General features: G+C 63.4%; 13 protein-coding genes. 7 read left to right on the top strand and 6 right to left on the bottom strand.

From position 1 onward, the window contains the following. Positions 1-10 precede the first annotated feature (10 nt). Together N7650_RS27140 and N7650_RS27135 are read right to left on the bottom strand one after the other, a co-directional pair. Positions 11-274, bottom strand: a complete 264-nt coding sequence (locus tag N7650_RS27140; protein ID WP_009394774.1) for a DUF4404 family protein — start codon at positions 272-274, stop codon at positions 11-13. A gap of 110 nt (positions 275-384) precedes the next feature. Then, entirely contained in the window at positions 385-975 is a 591-nt protein-coding gene (locus N7650_RS27135; protein WP_009394775.1) for a hypothetical protein, read from the bottom strand. Positions 976-1,150: 175 nt separating this feature from the next. Between N7650_RS27135 and N7650_RS27130 the strand changes: the two genes are divergently transcribed. The 3 genes from N7650_RS27130 (at position 1,151) to rssC (ending at position 3,896) form a co-directional block, all read left to right on the top strand. Beyond that, the gene (locus N7650_RS27130; protein ID WP_009394777.1) at positions 1,151-1,855 is read left to right on the top strand and encodes a VacJ family lipoprotein; all 705 of its coding nucleotides are present in this window, start codon (positions 1,151-1,153) and stop codon (positions 1,853-1,855) included. A 377-nt stretch (positions 1,856-2,232) separates the two neighbouring features. After that, the gene (rssB, locus tag N7650_RS27125; RefSeq protein ID WP_064303173.1) at positions 2,233-3,417 is read left to right on the top strand and encodes a two-component system response regulator RssB; all 1,185 of its coding nucleotides are present in this window, start codon (positions 2,233-2,235) and stop codon (positions 3,415-3,417) included. Beyond that, positions 3,414-3,896, top strand: a complete 483-nt coding sequence (gene rssC / locus N7650_RS27120) for an anti-sigma factor antagonist RssC (protein ID WP_009394781.1) — start codon at positions 3,414-3,416, stop codon at positions 3,894-3,896. Before rssB ends, rssC begins: the two co-directional genes overlap by 4 nt. Before the next feature lie 92 nt (positions 3,897-3,988). On the opposite strand, the gene N7650_RS27115 is transcribed toward rssC, so the two are convergent. The 3 genes from N7650_RS27115 to dusA all read right to left on the bottom strand — a co-directional run bounded on the left by N7650_RS27115 (position 3,989) and on the right by dusA (position 8,025). After that, entirely contained in the window at positions 3,989-5,884 is a 1,896-nt protein-coding gene (locus tag N7650_RS27115) for an alkaline phosphatase D family protein (protein WP_279900815.1), read from the bottom strand. A gap of 84 nt (positions 5,885-5,968) precedes the next feature. After that, positions 5,969-6,895, bottom strand: coding sequence for a transaldolase (gene tal, locus N7650_RS27110; RefSeq protein ID WP_279900813.1), 927 nt, complete (start codon positions 6,893-6,895; stop codon positions 5,969-5,971). A gap of 119 nt (positions 6,896-7,014) precedes the next feature. Beyond that, positions 7,015-8,025 carry a tRNA dihydrouridine(20/20a) synthase DusA gene (gene dusA / locus N7650_RS27105; protein WP_279900812.1) on the bottom strand — a complete coding sequence of 337 codons (1,011 nt, stop codon included), beginning with the start codon at positions 8,023-8,025 and terminating at the stop codon, positions 7,015-7,017. A gap of 224 nt (positions 8,026-8,249) precedes the next feature. On the opposite strand from dusA, the gene N7650_RS27100 reads away from it, so the two are divergent. The 3 genes from N7650_RS27100 to N7650_RS27090 are packed head-to-tail and all read left to right on the top strand — an operon-like array spanning position 8,250 to position 12,018. Further along, positions 8,250-9,254, top strand: coding sequence for a Fic family protein (locus N7650_RS27100; RefSeq protein ID WP_279900810.1), 1,005 nt, complete (start codon positions 8,250-8,252; stop codon positions 9,252-9,254). A 49-nt stretch (positions 9,255-9,303) separates the two neighbouring features. Further along, positions 9,304-11,028 carry a diguanylate cyclase gene (locus tag N7650_RS27095; protein ID WP_279900808.1) on the top strand — a complete coding sequence of 575 codons (1,725 nt, stop codon included), beginning with the start codon at positions 9,304-9,306 and terminating at the stop codon, positions 11,026-11,028. A 33-nt stretch (positions 11,029-11,061) separates the two neighbouring features. Beyond that, positions 11,062-12,018 carry a DMT family transporter gene (locus N7650_RS27090; protein WP_009405702.1) on the top strand — a complete coding sequence of 319 codons (957 nt, stop codon included), beginning with the start codon at positions 11,062-11,064 and terminating at the stop codon, positions 12,016-12,018. Positions 12,019-12,118: 100 nt separating this feature from the next. Here N7650_RS27090 and N7650_RS27085 read toward each other — a convergent pair whose 3' ends face one another. After that, positions 12,119-13,708, bottom strand: a complete 1,590-nt coding sequence (locus N7650_RS27085) for a sensor domain-containing diguanylate cyclase (protein ID WP_279900805.1) — start codon at positions 13,706-13,708, stop codon at positions 12,119-12,121. Positions 13,709-13,958: 250 nt separating this feature from the next. Between N7650_RS27085 and N7650_RS27080 the strand changes: the two genes are divergently transcribed. Further along, the gene (locus tag N7650_RS27080; RefSeq protein WP_279900804.1) at positions 13,959-16,538 is read left to right on the top strand and encodes an EAL domain-containing protein; all 2,580 of its coding nucleotides are present in this window, start codon (positions 13,959-13,961) and stop codon (positions 16,536-16,538) included. The last annotated feature ends 14 nt before the right edge of the window (positions 16,539-16,552 follow it).

Raw genomic sequence — 16,552 nt, 5'->3', positions numbered from 1 at the left:
GCTCTTTGGATTAGATTCCCATGCTCTGCAAGCTTTGCACGATATTGCGCAGGGTCGCCGTCAGCCCCGGGTGATCCACCTCGAAGCGCTCCACCGCCAGGTTCACACCGTCCACCAGGTTGTTGTCCTGGGTCGCGGCCTCGAGCTTGATCTGGGCATCGATCTGCTGCATCAGTTCATGCAGGTGGAGGCGCTCTTCTTCCGAGAGCGGCGGATCCTGCTCCAGTTGCTGGCGCAGGGTGTCGAGCTGGTGTTGCAGATCGCTGTTGGACATGGCGATTTCCCTTCTATCAATAGGCACAGCCATGGACCTTCGGCGCTGGCGAAAGGTCCATGCGACGTTTGACAGATTAATCCACGCCGCCCCGCTTTGCATGATCCGGATCAGGGCTTCTCGCCCTTGATCCGGCGCTGGCCGATATCCGCCAGGCAGTCCGCCAGTTCCTGCAGATGGTCGATCACCGAGTGGACGCCAAGCCCGAACAATTGCAGGGTGGCCTGGCCGCGCTTGCGCTCGCGCTGCTTGTCGTCCAGCGCCTGCCATTGTTCCTGCGACAGGCCGCACAGCGGCCCGCAGGCGGCCAGGCCGATGGTCCACAGGCCGGCATTGAGGCCGGCCTGGAGCAGGCGCGGATCACCACTGACCAGCACGCAGCCGTCGAGCCGGGCGACGTCGATCTGCATCAGCGCTTTCCAGCACGCATCCGGCGCCGGCCATGGCCTGGCATCGCCATGGTGGACCGCGTGCAACCAGCCGGGCAGGGCATGGCTGAGGTGCTTGCCGTGCTCGGCGGCGACATCATCGAGCCAGGCGCAGGGCACCTGGTGACGATGCAGCCAGGCAAGTACGTCGAGCGCGCCGGGCGTGGGCCGGGCCGCAACCGTCCCGGCCGCGTCCAGGCCGGTCCCGCCGAAATCGACCAGGCAGCCACGTAGTCCGAACAGTAGCGCAGTGAAGGCGGGAGCATGAGGCATGGCAACATCCCTGAAATAGCCGGGACCTTACCGACTGCGGATGACGATTTGGTGACGGGTCGGTCAAGCCGGTGGCGTCAACTATTTGCGACGCGGCCTTCGCCAGGCTTTATACTTGTCTACTTTGGCGCGGAGTCCTGGGGGCTCCGTTCGACCTTCATCCAGGAGAATTGCTATGCGTGGGATCGGTACGGGAGTGCTCGATCGTTTGTTCCGGGCCAGTGTCTGCGCGACCGCGCTGCTGGCGCCGCTGGCGGCCCAGGCGGCTACCGAGGAGGACCCTTGGGAAAGCGTCAACCGGCCCATCTTCCGCTTCAACGACACGGTCGATACCTATGCGCTGAAACCTCTTGCCCAGGGCTACCGCTATATCACCCCGCAATTCCTCGAGGATGGCATCCACAACATCTTCCTGAACCTGGGCGACGTGACCAACCTGGCCAACAACATCCTTCAGCTCAAGCCCCATGCGGCGGGCGTGGATACCGCGCGGCTGATCGTCAACACCACCTTCGGCCTCGGTGGCTTCTTCGATGTCGGCACCAAGATGGGTCTGCAGCGCAACGACGAAGACTTCGGCCAGACCCTCGGCTACTGGGGCATCGGTAGCGGGCCCTACGTGATGCTGCCGCTGCTCGGCCCGAGCACGGTGCGCGATGCCCTGGCCAAGTACCCGGACACCTACACCGAGCCCTACCAGTACATCGACCACGTCCCGACCCGCAACACCATCCGCGCGGTGGATGTGGTGGATACCCGGGCCAGCCTGCTGCAGGCCGAGAAGATGATCCAGGGCGACAAATACATCTTCATTCGCAACGCCTACCTGCAGAACCGCGAGTTCAAGGTCAAGGATGGCCAGGTCGAAGACGATTTCTGATTTGTTGCCAAATGCAAAAAAAACGCGGGCTGCGGGTTGATGCCTTCCAGCCAGTATTTCGGGGCCGCTATGCGGCCCCGAATCGTTCGGATGACAAATATTGCATGCGGTCATCCTTCCATTGGGTTGCCACAAAACGGTTTTTTATAACCGCCGGTGATTTGCCCGCCATGCCCCGTCGCAAGCGCACTGCTGTACGCTTGAAACGCCTGACGGATGGGAGTACCGTCTGCGCCTTACAGGGCACCTCTGCCTGTTGCCGGTCAGGCGTTCCGACCGCAACCCGTAAAGGCAGAGAGGCTAGAAGAGAATCCAGTACGTGAGCTCCAGCCTGTCGAGCCACCTACGCCAACCTATTTCTGGCGCCGTTTGCCCACATGCAGAAAACCAGTGCAACGCTGCTGATAATCGATGACGACGACGTGGTGCGCGAGAGTCTCGCCGCCTATCTGGAAGACAGCGGTTTCAGTGTCCTGCAGGCGAGCAATGGCCAGCAGGGTCTCGAAGTGTTCGAACAGGATCGGCCCGACCTTGTGATCTGCGATTTGCGCATGCCGCAAATGGGCGGTCTCGAGCTGATCCGCCAGGTCACCGAGCGCGCGCCCGACCTGCCGGTGATCGTGGTTTCCGGTGCCGGGGTGATGAACGATGCCGTCGAAGCCCTGCGTCTCGGTGCTGCCGACTACCTGATCAAGCCCCTGGAAGACCTCGCCGTGCTGGAGCACTCGGTGCGCCGTGCCCTCGACCGCGCGCGCCTGGTGCTGGAAAACCAGCGCTACCGGGACAAGCTCGAAGCTGCCAATCGCGAACTGGAAGCCAGCCTGCACCTGCTGCAGGAGGACCAGACCGCCGGACGCCAGGTGCAGATGAACATGCTCCCGGAAAACCCATGGCAGTGTGGCGGGTTCTCCTTCGAGCACCAGATCATTCCGTCGTTGTACCTGTCTGGCGATTTCACCGACTACTTCCGCGTCGACGAGCGGCGTATCGCCTTCTACCTGGCGGACGTTTCCGGACATGGCGCATCTTCGGCGTTCGTTACCGTATTGCTGAAGTTTATGACCACCCGGCTGCTGTTCGAATTCAAGCGTGCCGGTTCGCTGCGTGACTTCAAACCGTCGGAAGTGCTCAGCCACATCAACCGCGGCCTGATCAACTGCAAGCTGGGCAAGCACGTGACCATGGTCGGCGGTGTCATCGACGAAGAAACCGGTCTGCTGACCTACGCCATCGGTGGCCATCTGCCGCTGCCGGTGCTGTTCACCCCGGGGCAGGGCCGCTATCTCGAAGGGCGTGGCCTGCCGGTCGGTCTGTTCGACGAGGCGAGCTACCAGGACCATGTGCTGGAGCTGCCGGAGAAGTTCAGCCTGACCTTGCTTTCCGACGGCATTCTTGACCTTTTGCCCGGCGAGACACTCAAAGATAAAGAAGCGGCCCTGCCTGAGATCATCAGGGACGCGGGCGGCAGCCTGGATGGCCTGCGCCGACGATTCGAATTGGCTACGCTTGGGGAGATGCCGGATGATATCGCCCTATTGGTGTTGAGCAGGAACCTTCAATGAGTACCGGTAGAATCCAGTTCGCCGAACAGAACGGCACCTTTGTTCTGAAATTTGTCGGTGAAGTGCGCCTGACCCTGTGTTCGGCGCTGGATGCAACTATTGAGAAGATCTTCACCGCGCTGAATTTCTCGGCGATCGTCATCGATCTGACGGAAACCCAGAGCATCGACAGCACCACGCTCGGCCTGCTGGCCAAGCTGTCGATCCTGTCGCGGCAGAAGGTCGGCCTGCTGCCGACCGTGGTCACCACACATGCCGACATCACCCGCCTATTGCAATCGATGGGCTTCGATCAGGTGTTCAACATCGTCGATCGCCCGATTCCCTGCCCGGAATGCCTGACCGACCTGCCGTCCCAGGACCAGGACGAGGAAGTGGTGCGCTCCAAGGTTCTGGAGGCGCACAAGATCCTCATGGGGCTGAATGACTCCAACCGGGAAGCCTTCCATGACCTGGTGAGTGCGCTGGAGCGCAGCTAGCTCTCCAGGGCGTCATCGCTGGCAAGCCAGCTCCCACAGTGACCGCATACACCGCTGGACCTGTGGGAGCTGGCTTGCCAGCGATGACGCCCTCAGTCTCGCCGCAAAAACTCGGTAGCCTCCGCGCCATCCGCATTCAGCTGATAGATCCGCTCCGGCTGCCCCGCCTCATTGAAGAATACCTGCCCCAGCCCCGCGCTGTTCCACAGCCGCTCCCCGGCCTCGCTATGGCTCGGCACCCGCGGCACCACCTCCATCGAGCGCCGCCGGGTAAACCAGTTCAGCGGCGAGCGCGGTGAATACAGCCAGCGATTCAAGCGGTCGAACACTTCCAGCAAGCGCGCCGGAAAGCGGTTCTTGATGCCGCTGCTGGTGATCTGCCACAGGTGCGGACTGCGCTGGCGATGGCGAATCAGCACCTCGTAGACGAACGAGTAATGCACGTCCCCTGACAGGATCACGTAATGCCCCGGTGTCCGTGAGTGACGGAAGATATTCAGGATGACCTGCGCCGCACCGCGGTGCGCCATCCAGTTTTCCGCGTCCACCAGCAGCGGATAGCCGCACCAGCTGAATACCTTCTGCACTGTCTCGATCAGCTTAACCCCGAAGATCGGTGCGGGGGAGACGATGATTGCCGAGGGGTGGTCGAGCAGGGCCTGTTGCAGCTCGCTCAGCGCTTCCCAGTCGAGCAGGCCCGAAGGCTTCTGCAGGTTGCTTTCGCTGCGCCAGCGCCGGGTGCGGGTGTCGAGCACCAGCAGGGGCGGGCTGGTCGGCAGGACGAAATGCCATGCGCTGAAACGCAGCAGGTCGTTGATCAGTTCGTCCTGCACCGGGCTGTCCAGATGGCCATCACCTTCGGCGCTGGCGAACAGCCCACGGCACTTGTCCAGCAGGTCGGCAAAGGCATCCGGATTGTTGCCCCAGCCCTGGCACAGCAGGTAGGCGAGCAGGGCATTGCCGATGATCCGGCGGGAGAAGGGGTGGCCGTAGGCGGTTTCCTCCCATTGGGCCGAGAGGTTCCAGTCATCGGTGACATCGTGGTCGTCGAAGATCATCAGGCTCGGCAGGTGCGCCAGCACCCGGGCGGCAGCGCCCAGTCCGTCGACGAAGCCATCCAGGCACTGCTGTTCGGAGCGGTAACGGCTTGCAAGGCGCGGTTCGAGGGGCGGCATCCGTGTCTCGATCAGCTTCCATGGCACCGGCGACCAGACCAGCAGGTACATGGCCAGCGTCTCGGCGAAGGTCACCAGATGGTTGTCGGCGTTGCTGCTGGTGAAGATCGGCTTGCGGGTACCGCCGAAAAAACGCTCGCGCAGGGACTGGTTGCTTTTCAGCGCAGGCAGCAGGTCGCCTCGGTGGTAATAGCTGGCGGGATGGCTGTACAGCTCGGTACTGTCGCGGATCACCGCGCCGTCCAGGCATTCCTCGAACAGGCCAAGGCGCTGGATCAGGGCATGGATGGCGCGCAGCATGGGCCCGGCGACGTCATCGGCATAGATCTGGTCGCCGCTCATCATCAGCAAGGCCGGGCGTTCATTGCCCTCATGGGCGGCGGCCAGCAGGCGATCGGCGCAGAGCAGGCCGTCGGCTGCGGGGTGGTGGGGCTTGCGGCATGAACCATGGAGCAATTGATCCAGGCGCGAGCGCACCACCAGGTCCGGGCGCGTTGCGCCGGCATACAGCAGGTGTGGCGCCCAGTCGGCAATGCCCTTGCCCTCGACCAGCAGGTCGTAGCCGATCCGCTTGTCGCACGGCAGCGGCGTGTCCAACTGGACATCGATCAGGTGAACGAAGGCGTGACGGCCGACCGGCAGGATCTGGCAGCGAGTTTCGTCCAGGGGCAAGCGCAGCGGTTCGGGGCTGTCGAGGTGCAGTTCGGCCTGCAACGGTCGCGAGGCGACCAGCCATAGCACCACGCGACGGTCTTCCAGGCGGCGCAGCAGCGGCCCGGCGAGTACCAGCGGCAATGACGGGGAATTGGACATCAGGACGGGTAATCGTCTGCCAGTAGTTGCGAAGGAGGCGGGACTTTCCGCGCTGTCGCCGCTACTGGCAAACCGATATTTGTATCAAGCTTTTGCGGAAAGCAGGGCTTCGAGTTTTTCCTGGTCGCGAGCGAACTGGCGAATGCCTTCGGCGAGTTTCTCGGTGGCCATGGCATCTTCGTTGAATGCCCAGCGGAACTGGCTTTCGTTCAGTGCCTGGCGGGGTTCGCCGGCGCCACCCGGCGCCAGTTTGCGCTCCAGGTTGCCCTGGGCGTCGCTCAGCTGTTGCAGCAGCTCGGGGCTGATGGTCAGGCGGTCGCAGCCGGCCAGTTGCTCGATCTGGCCGATGTTGCGGAAGCTGGCGCCCATCACCACGGTGTCGTAGCCATTGGCCTTGTAGTAGTTGTAGATGCGGGTCACCGACTGCACACCGGGATCTTCGGCACCGACGTACTCCTTGCCGGTGGACTTCTTGTACCAGTCGTAGATCCGCCCTACGAACGGCGAGATCAGGAACACCCCGGCATCGGCGCAGGCGGCAGCCTGGGCGAAGGAGAACAGCAGGGTCAGGTTGGTCTGGATGCCTTCCTTCTCCAGTACTTCGGCGGCGCGGATGCCTTCCCAGGTCGAGGCCAGCTTGATCAGCACGCGGTCGCGGCCGACGCCGGCCTGGTCGTACAGTTCGATCAGCTTGCGAGCCTTGCCCAGCAGGGCGGGCTGGTCGAAGGACAGGCGCGCATCCACTTCAGTGGAAATACGGCCGGGAATCGCTTTCAGGATGCCGCTGCCCACCGCCACCGCGAAGGCGTCGCAGGCCAGGTCGACATTGCCTTTGCTGCCGCGGATCGCCTGGTCGAGCAGGTCGGCGTAGCCGGGCATGGCGGCGGCCTTGAGCAGCAGGGAAGGGTTGGTGGTGGCATCGACCGGCTTGAGACGGCTGATCGCGTCGATATCGCCGGTATCGGCGACGACCGTGGTGAACTGCTTGAGTTGTTCCAGCTTGGAAGTCATGAGCGTGCTCTGTCCTGTGCGGTGCGACGACATTACCCGAGCGCCGCCAGCGGCTCAAGGCCCGGGCCGGCGGGGTTTCGGGAGGGTAAGTCTTCGAGTGTGGACGAGCCTGTGGGTTCCTAATGGCCTTTTAGCAGCTCTGCGGCTTGATCAAGCAACCCAAGTGGATCGTCGGTCTTGTGCACATCCACCGAAAGCAGTTGGCGGAAGCGCCGGGCGCCCTTGAAACCCTGGGCCAGGCCGAGCACATGGCGGGTGACGTGGTGCATCGCTCCGCCGGCCGCCAGATGCGCGGCGATGTACGGCTTGAGCTGCTCCAGCGCTTCGGCGCGGGTGATGACGGGGGCGCTGCTGCCGAACAGTTGCTGGTCCACCTGGGCCAGCAGGTAGGGGTTGTGATACGCCTCGCGGCCCAGCATCACGCCGTCGAAGGTCTTCAGGTGCTCATGGCATTCCTCGAGCGTCTTGATGCCGCCGTTGAGGATGATCTCCAGGTCCGGAAAGTCCTGCTTCAACTGCGCTGCGATGTCGTAGCGCAGGGGCGGGATCTCGCGGTTTTCCTTGGGCGACAGGCCTTCGAGGATGGCGATCCGCGCATGCACGGTAAAGCTGCGGCAACCGGCATCGCGCACCTGGCCAACGAAATCGCACAGTTCGGCATAGCTGTCGCGGCCATTGATGCCGATGCGGTGCTTGACCGTCACCGGGATCTGCACGGTATCGATCATCGCCTTCACGCAGTCGGCCACCAGCCCCGGATGGCCCATCAGGCAGGCGCCGATCATGTTGTTCTGCACCCGGTCGCTGGGGCAGCCGACGTTCAGGTTCACCTCGTTGTAGCCGGCCACCTCGGCCAGCTTCGCACAGGCCGCCAGATCCGCCGGCACGCTGCCGCCCAGTTGCAAGGCCAGCGGGTACTCCGCGGCGTCATGCCCGAGGAAGCGCGCGCTATCGCCATGAAGCAGCGCACCGGTGGTGACCATCTCGGTGTAGAGCAGTGCATGGCGCGAGAGCAGGCGCAGGAAGAACCGGCAGCGGCGATCGGTCCAGTCCATCATCGGCGCCACGCTGAAGCGGCGGGACAGGACGGCGGGCTCGGTGTGCGGTGTGGCGGTGGATTCTGGGAGCATTTTTCGACTACGTGGTATGGGGGCTCGTCAGGGCGCTTCGGCTGGTGGGCGCCGAGGGCGGTGATCGAGGAAAGGGCGCCAGTTTATCAGCATGGGCGGGGGTTGGCTTGCCGGGGTGTTGGCCGGGAGAATGCCGGGTTGATTTCCCTCGGGCCGGCGTTAACCTTGAGCCCTCGAGATGATTCTTCAATCGGCCCTGTGGCCGTCTCCGGAGTGCCAGGCCGTTGAGCCGTTACCAGCCCCCTTTGACCCTGACCCCGCGCATGCTGGCTTTGACCGCCGAGATTGCCGAGCGCGTCGGGCGGTTATCCGCCGTGCACGAGGACGCCCTGACCCCGCAACTGCGTCGTGGCAATCGCATCCGCACCATCCAGGCATCTCTCGCGATTGAGAACAACACCTTGAGCGTCGAGCAGGTGACTGCAGTGCTGGAGGGCAAGCGCGTGCTTGGCCTGCCCCGGGAAATCCAGGAAGTGCGCAACGCCTTTTCGGCCTACGAGGCCATGCCTGGCTGGCATCCGGCCCGTCGCGATGATCTGTTGGCGGCCCATGAGTTATTGATGCGCGGACTGATCGATGATGCCGGTCACTACCGAAAGGGCGGTGTTGGTATCTATCGAGGTGACCGTTTGCTGCATATGGCGCCACCGGCCAGCCGTGTAGCGCAGTTGATGGATGACCTGCTGGATTGGCTGGAACGCAGTGAACTGCATCCGTTGATAGCCAGTTGCGTGTTCCATTACGAGTTCGAATTCATTCACCCTTTCGCGGATGGCAACGGACGAATGGGACGACTGTGGCAGACATTGATCCTCAGCCAGTGGCGAGCGGTCCTCGCCTATCTGCCAGTGGAAAGCGTGATTCGTGAACAACAGGATGCTTACTACGAGGCTCTGGCCTTGTCGGATAAGGTTGCCGAGGCGACGCCTTTCGTTGAGTTCATGCTGGGCGCGCTGCGCGAAGCGTTGCTTGAGAGCGATACCACCGCACAAGTAACCGCACAAGTAACCGCACAAGTAAGCGAACAAGTAGAGCGCCTGGTGGAAATTCTCCGGCCTGGGGAGGCATTGAAGGCCAGTGAACTGATGCAACGCCTGGGGCTGACGCATCGCCAGGCATTCAGCAATAGCTATCTCAAGCCAGCCTTGGCGGCCGGTGTGATCGAGATGCTGAATCCCGACTCTCCCCGCAGCCCGGCTCAAAAGTACCGTCGAACCTCCAGGACATAGCCCGCGGCCCACCTATACTCACCGCTCCCAGTCCCCACCCGGAGCCCTCATGGAGCGGAGAAAATCCGGTTTCATCGCCATCTTCCATCTTCTCCAGGCCCGTGCCCGGGGCAATCCGCGGCGTACGGTGCTGTTGTGCTTCGCGGCGCTGTTCCTGATCACCTTCGTCCTCGCCTGTCGGCAATACTGGTTGGTCGAGGCCCGGGAGCTTGATCATCGCCGATACAACCTGCATCTGCAGGCAATCATGATGGAGACGGCGCTGGCCACCGACCGCAAGCAGATGCAGTTCCTGCGTTCGGCGGCCGAGCGTACCTTGCTTGCTTCCCGGGACTTGCCGTCGCAACCGCTGCCGGACCTGACGACCAACGCCGTGGTCGGCATCGATATGCTGCCTGGGGATGCGCCTGTGCGAATCCTTGGCGACGCGCGCCTGCAGGCCATCGCAGGGTTGACCCGCAGCCCTGGGCAATTAGCCGAGGATTTGCGTCTGGCGAGGCAGATGAGCCGCATGCTGGCGGTGTTGTACCAGAGCGGAAACCAGCTGGATCATCTGGTCTACGTGGCCAGCTCCGGCGTACTGGTGGCCTATCCGCCGCTCGATGATCGCCTGGTGGAGCCGCTGCTGCGCCAGTTCGCCGCCTCGTCGTTGTACAGGACGCCGCAGACGCCCTCCGGTGAGTTCGACGTTCGTTTCAGCACGGCTCCCGGGCATTTCATCGACAAGGGGCCGCGGCTGCTGCTCGGTACGCCTTTGCTGGTAAACGGCCTGCCGCGCGGCGCGGTGATACTCGATGCGCCTCAGCAGCGGGTGCAGGACTACCTGTCTCGCACCACACCCAAGGGCGAACACCATGTCTTGCTGGATGATTCCGGTGCGCTGATCGCCTCCAGCGAGCGCAATTTCGATGCCCGGCAGGACCTCACCGCTTTGTTTGGCGAGGCTGCCAATGCTGACACCGACCTGCGCGGCGCGGGGATGGTGGATTATGGCCGGGGGCCGGTGTTGTACCGCGAACTGGAGGGCACCCGGGCACTGTTGTTGGCGCATATCCCATCGGCCGATTTGCGCTGGGCGGTGATTTCCCAGTTCAGCACGCTTTTCGTCTGCCTCTGGGTATCGCTTGGCGCGCTGCTGGTGATTACCCTGCTGATCGTCGATCGCCTGCTTCTCGGCCAGATCGCCGTCAACGAACGCCTGCGCGACCTCGGCCTGGTCGATCCGCTGACCCGCCTGGCCAACCGCCGGCGCCTGCAAACCGACTTCGACGGCCTGGCCCGACGCCTCAAACGCCAGCAGCCGATGGCCCTGCTGATGCTCGACATCGACAGATTCAAGTTGATCAACGACAACTGGGGCCATTCCACCGGCGACGAAGTGCTCAAGCACCTGGCGACCCTCTGTTCGGCGCTGGTACGCCCGCAGGACCTGATGGCCCGCTATGGTGGCGAGGAATTCTGCGTGCTGATGCCCGGCGTCGCCATCGAACAGGCCAGTGTCATGGCCGAGACCTTGCGCGCGGCGGTGGCGCAGTCGGTGTGCCTGCCCAATCCGCAGACCATGCTCAGTACAGCGCCTTCGCCGGAAGTGCGCTTGACCATTTCGATTGGCGTCGCCGAGTGGCTGCTGGACGATTGCCATTCGCTGGAAGAACTGGTGGCTCGGGCGGACCGGAGGTTGTACGCAGCGAAGCAGAATGGCCGCAACCGTGTAGTGCAGGACGACACCCTGTACAAAAAAACAACCTCCTATAGCGAGGTTTCGTCAGAATAGCCCGTCACCTTTTTTTGGCGCAGAGCTTTCCAAATGGCTTCTTTTTTGCGTATTCAGCATTACCTCGACAATGGCAGCCTGTTCGCAGTGATGGCTGCACTGGGCTTCAGCCTCAAGGCGATCTTCGTCAAGCTCGCCTACGCCGCCGGCACGGTGGACGCGATCACGCTGCTGGCCTTGCGCATGGCCCTTTCCCTGCCGCTGTTCCTCTGGCTGGTGTGGTCCAGCCGCCACCACGTCAATGCGCCGCTGACCTGGGGTAGCGTGGGGCGGGTGATGTTGCTGGGGTTGTTCGGTTATTACCTGGCCAGCCTGTTCGATTTCTACGGCCTGCAATACATCAGCGCCGGGCTGGAACGGCTGATTCTCTTCCTCTACCCGACCCTGGTGCTGATCTTCCAGGCCGTGGCCCTTCGCGAGAAACCGACGTTGCGGGTGCTGGTGGCGATGGGGCTGTGCTACTTCGGGCTGGGCATCGCCTTTGTGCATGACGTCAGTATGTCGGGGGGCGGCAACCAGGTGATCATCGGTTCGTTGTGGGTGTTCGCCAGTGCCGTGACCTACGCGCTGTACTACTCCGGCACCGGGATGATGCTCAAAAGCATGAGTTCGATGCGCCTGGCCGGGCTGGCAGGGACGGCATCCTCATTGATGGTCCTGGGGCATTATGCGCTGACCGCAGACTTCTCCCTGCTCGGGCAACTGCCCGCAGCGGTGTGGTTCAACGCCTTGATGATGGCGGTGTTCTCCACGGTATTGCCGATCTACTGGGTATCCCTGGCGATCCAGCGCATGGGCGCGACGCAGACCGCGGCCATAGGCAATCTCGGGCCGGTGCTGACGGTGTTCGCCTCGTGGGCGGTGTTGAGCGAGGAGATTTCGCTGTACCAGATTGTGGGGATGGGCCTGGTGTTGTTCGGGGTTTCGCGGTTGAAGCCCGGGAAACCCAAGGTCGAGGCGGTGGTGGTTGGGAAGGATGTGGCTGCCTGAGGTTTTCTGGTGCTGCTGATGGCCTCATCGCTGGCAAGCCAGCTCCCACAGTGACCCTGTGGGAGCTGGCTTGCCAGCGATGAGGCCCTTGAGACCACCATCAAGCCGAAGATTTGACCCCATCTGCCAACGCCACGCAAATCCGGTTCCGGCCCTCCTGCTTGGCCCGATACAACTGCTCATCCGCCACCTCGAACACCCTGGCCGCGTTCTCCGAGTGCAACGGCCAGGCCGCCACGCCCATGGATACGGTCATGTGCCTGATGGTTTCGAACGTCGTTTCCTCCACCACGCTGCGCAACCGCTCGGCCACCCGCGCCGCGGCTTCCGGCGTGGCCCCCGGCAGCAGCATGAAGAATTCCTCGCCTCCCGAGCGGCACACCACGTCGTTGTCCCGCGAGCAGCCGCGCATCAGCTCGGCCAGTGCCTGCAGCACTTCATCGCCCACGGCATGCCCGAAGCGGTCGTTGACCTGCTTGAAGTGATCGATATCGATCGCCACCACGGCGAACGGGCGTTTTTCCGCCTGCCACAAGGTTACCGCCAGGTCCAGGCCGCGGCGGTTGCGCAGGCCGGTCAGCGGGTCGGTCTGGATATCGTGGTTGAGTTTGCCCAGGCGCTCATGCAGCAGGTTCAGCCCGATCAGCAAGGCACGCTTGAGCTCCGAGGATTCGAAATACCAGGAGCGCACCCCCTGGATATGCGCACTGGTTTCCGGCTCGCTGAGGCGATGCGCGCCGGCGGCCAGTTGCTTGAGCGGCTGGGCGATGATCCGCGAGAACCACCAGATCAGGATGAAACTGACGATGGCCAGCGGCACGGTCTTGGCGAACATACTCAACAGCAGGTCGTTGAGGCCCTCCAGCGTCGCCTCGGTGGAGCGCTGCGCGACGATGCCCCAGTGCGCCGAGGGCACCGTGGCGAAGCCGGCCAGCATGTCCTGGCCTTTGCTGTTGATCACTCGCTGGGTCCCGCTCTGGCGATAGGCGAAGCTGTCGATCAGGCTGTTGGCGCCGACGATGGTGCCGACCCGGTCGGCGTCCGGGTGGTACAGCAGGCGCCGGTTGGCATCGACCACATAGAGGTAGGAACCGTTCTTGTAGTAATGCTCGCCAAGCAGTTCGTTGAGAATGCTCTTGTGCTTGAGGTAGATGCTTCCGCCCACCAGGCCCAGGTAGTTGCCGCCGCGATCGAACACCGGGTGGGAAACGAAGATGATCAGGTTATTGGTCGAGGAAATGTAGGGGCTGGAGATCAGCGGCTTGCGCTCGCGCAGGGCGGCGGCCGCGCCTTCGGACTGCAGCTTGCGCCCGACGATCTGCAAGGTGTCGGGGGAGGTGGACAGCACCACGCCCTGGGCATTGGTGACGATCACCGAGTTGAAGGTGTTGGTCTGCAGCCGCAGGCGCGCCGCTTCGGCATCGAGAAAGGCAATATCGTCGAAATCCCGGGCCAGCAGATTGGCCGCGTAGGCCAGTTGCTGCTGCGAGGCTTGCAGGTAGGTTTCGGTACTGGAGGCCAGCTTCGACGCGTAGGCCAGGTTGGCCTCCAGGGCGTTATCGATCAGCAGCTGGTATTGCACGCGATAGCTGGCATGAAAGCTGTTGAGCAGGGTGACCAGCGCCGTGAGCAGCGTCAGCAGCAGAATGAGGCTGCGCAGGTCCCAGCGGAAGAACGTCTTGAACGGCACCGAAGCCCCCTTGCTTCTGATCACCTGGAATGGGTGCGCCAAGGGTAAAGCGACTTTCCCTCGATAGCCACAACGCGGGTAAGGCGATGGGCTGTCGGTCACGGTGATGGACCCGCGACTGGCGGCAGTAATATCATGGAGCTATCAATACGTGTGCCATGGAGGCGAGACCCGTTGATCCCCGGTTATCACCTGGCACCGGCTTCCCCTACCACCCGGTCGCCCGGCGCCGGAATCCATTGAGTAGAAGATGACGCCTCAGGACAACCGTTCCATCGAATTGTCGCTGGCTCAACTGGCCGCCCTGGACCGGGTGATGGCAATCGCCGAGTTCACCCCGGACGGCACCTTGCTGCGGGCCAACGAAAACTTCCTGATGCTGATGGGCTACACGCTGGAACAGGTGACCGGTCGCCATCACCGCACGTTCTGCTCGGCCAAGCAGGTGCAGAGCGCCGACTATGCCGATTTCTGGCCACGCCTGCGCGATGGCGGCGGCAGTTCCGGGATTGTCGAGCGGATCCGCAGCGACGGCCGCAGTTGCTGGCTCGAAGCGACCTACACCCCGGTGTTCGACGGCCAGGGCGAACTGACCCAGATCCTCAAGATCGCCACCGATATCACCCCGCGCCTGGCCCTGGAGCGCATGCAGCAAGAGCGCCTGCGCATGTTGTCGCTGGTGGCCGACGCCAGCGATACGGCGGTGATGATCAGCGACAGCCAGCGCCGCATCGCCTACACCAACGCCGGCTTCGGGCGCATGTTCGGCTGGCAGGCCGAGGAGATCAAAGGGCGCAGCCCCATGGCCCTGCTGGTTCCGGAAAAGGACGAGCAAAGCATCGCCGAGTACTACGTCGAGCTGTACGCCGCCGGGTCCATGCAGCGCGAGGAGATCGTCGTCGGCAAGCACGGGCAACGCTACTGGGCCAAGGTCGTGAGCAACCCGGTGTTCGATGCAGGCGGCCATCTGCAGCACACCGTGACCCTGTTCACCGATATCACCCAGGCCAAGATGCACGAGGCCCTGCAACACCGGGTGCTCGAAGCCATGGCCCGGGAACAGCCGTTGACCGAAGTGCTGGAGCTGATCTGCCTGGAAGTGGAGCGCATCGCCCCGGAGCTGGCGGCCTCGATCCTGCGGGTCGACGACGAGGGGCAGTTGCATTCGCTGGCTGCGCCGAGCCTTCCGGGGGAATACAGCCGCCAGCTCAATGGCGTGCGCATCGGCCCGACGGTCGGGTCCTGCGGGACGTCGGCGTGGCGCAACGAAGCGGTACTGGTCGATGACATCCACAGCGATCCGCTGTGGGCCGATTACCAGGATCTGGCCAGCCAGCTGGGCTTTCGCAGTTGCTGGTCGACGCCGATCCGCAACAGCCAGGGCGCAGCCATCGGCACCTTCGCCTTCTATTTCCGTGAGCCGCGCAACGTCGCCTCGGCGTTGTTCCATCAGCGCCTCGTGGACGCCTGTGCGCACCTGTGCTCCCTGGCCCTGGAGCGTGAGAACTCGCGCCAGCGGATCCGCCAGCTGGCCTATTACGACGCCCTCACCGGATTGCCCAACCGCAGCCTGCTGCAGGCCAAGGCCGACCAGGCGATCGCCAGCGCAGACCGCAATAACGAGCAGGTCGCGGTGCTGTTCATCGACCTCGATCGCTTCAAGCAGGTCAACGACTCCCTGGGCCATCCGGCCGGCGACGAACTGCTGCGCCAGGTGGCGAAGCGGATGCGCAGCGAGCTGCGTGCCTCCGATATCGCCGGGCGGCTGTCGGGCGATGAATTCGTGGTGATCCTGCCGCAATGCGACGGCGACCATGCCGCCGATGCAGTGGAGCGCATCCAGCTACTGCTCAGCGAACCGCTGACCATCGCCCAGACCCATCTGGCGATTTCCGCCAGCGTCGGCGTGGCCATGTATCCCGCCGATGGCTGCGATGTCGAAACCCTGCTGCACCGCGCCGACATGGCCATGTACCAGGCCAAGAGCAGTGGTCGCGGCTGCTTCAGCTTCTTCAGCAGCGAGCTGAACAAGCTCGCCCAGGAGCGCCTGGCCCTGGAAAACGCCCTGCGCGAGGCCTTGCAGAAAGACCAGTTGCGCCTGCATTACCAGCCGCAAGTGGAAATGGCCACTGGCCGTCTGTACGGCGTGGAAGCCTTGGCGCGCTGGACCCATCCGCAACTGGGCGAGATCTCCCCGGCGCGTTTCATTCCGCTGGCAGAGGAATGCGGACTGGTCGCCGACCTGGGACGCTGGGCATTGCGCGAGGCGTGCCGGCAGTTGTCCGAATGGCGTGCCCGGGGCCTGGCGGTGCCGGCGGTGGCGGTAAACCTGTCGCCGACCAGTTTCCATAACCTCGACCTGCCACGCATGATCGCCGATACCTTGCGCAGCCATGACCTGGCCCCGGCGGACCTGACCCTGGAACTGACCGAGAACATCCTGCTGGACACCAACCCGAGCACCATGAAGACCATCGACGAGGTACATGCCCAAGGGGTGCGCCTGTCGATGGATGACTTCGGCACCGGGTATTCCAGCCTGAGCTACCTGCGACGCCTGCCGGTGTCGGAGCTCAAGCTCGATCGCAGTTTCGTCGCCGACATCGAAACCGATGAAGCGGCCCGGGCCTTGAGCAACGCGATCCTCGGCATCGGCCGCAGCCTGCACCTGACGGTGGTGGCGGAGGGCATCGAAACCGAATCGCAGAGTGTCTGGCTGGAAGCGCAGGGGTATCCGGTGGCCCAGGGGTATCTGTTCTCGCCACCGCTGGCGCCGGATGCCTTGGCGCGGTGGCTGGAGGAGCGGGTGGTGGTGGTGGGGGAGGCTTAAGTTCTGGGGGGACT

The organism is Pseudomonas sp. GD04058 (assembly GCF_029836855.1).
GTDB lineage: Bacteria > Pseudomonadota > Gammaproteobacteria > Pseudomonadales > Pseudomonadaceae > Aquipseudomonas > Aquipseudomonas bharatica.
The sequence above is the reverse complement of the archived record's forward strand: the minus strand, read 5'-3'. Positions and strand labels throughout refer to the sequence as shown.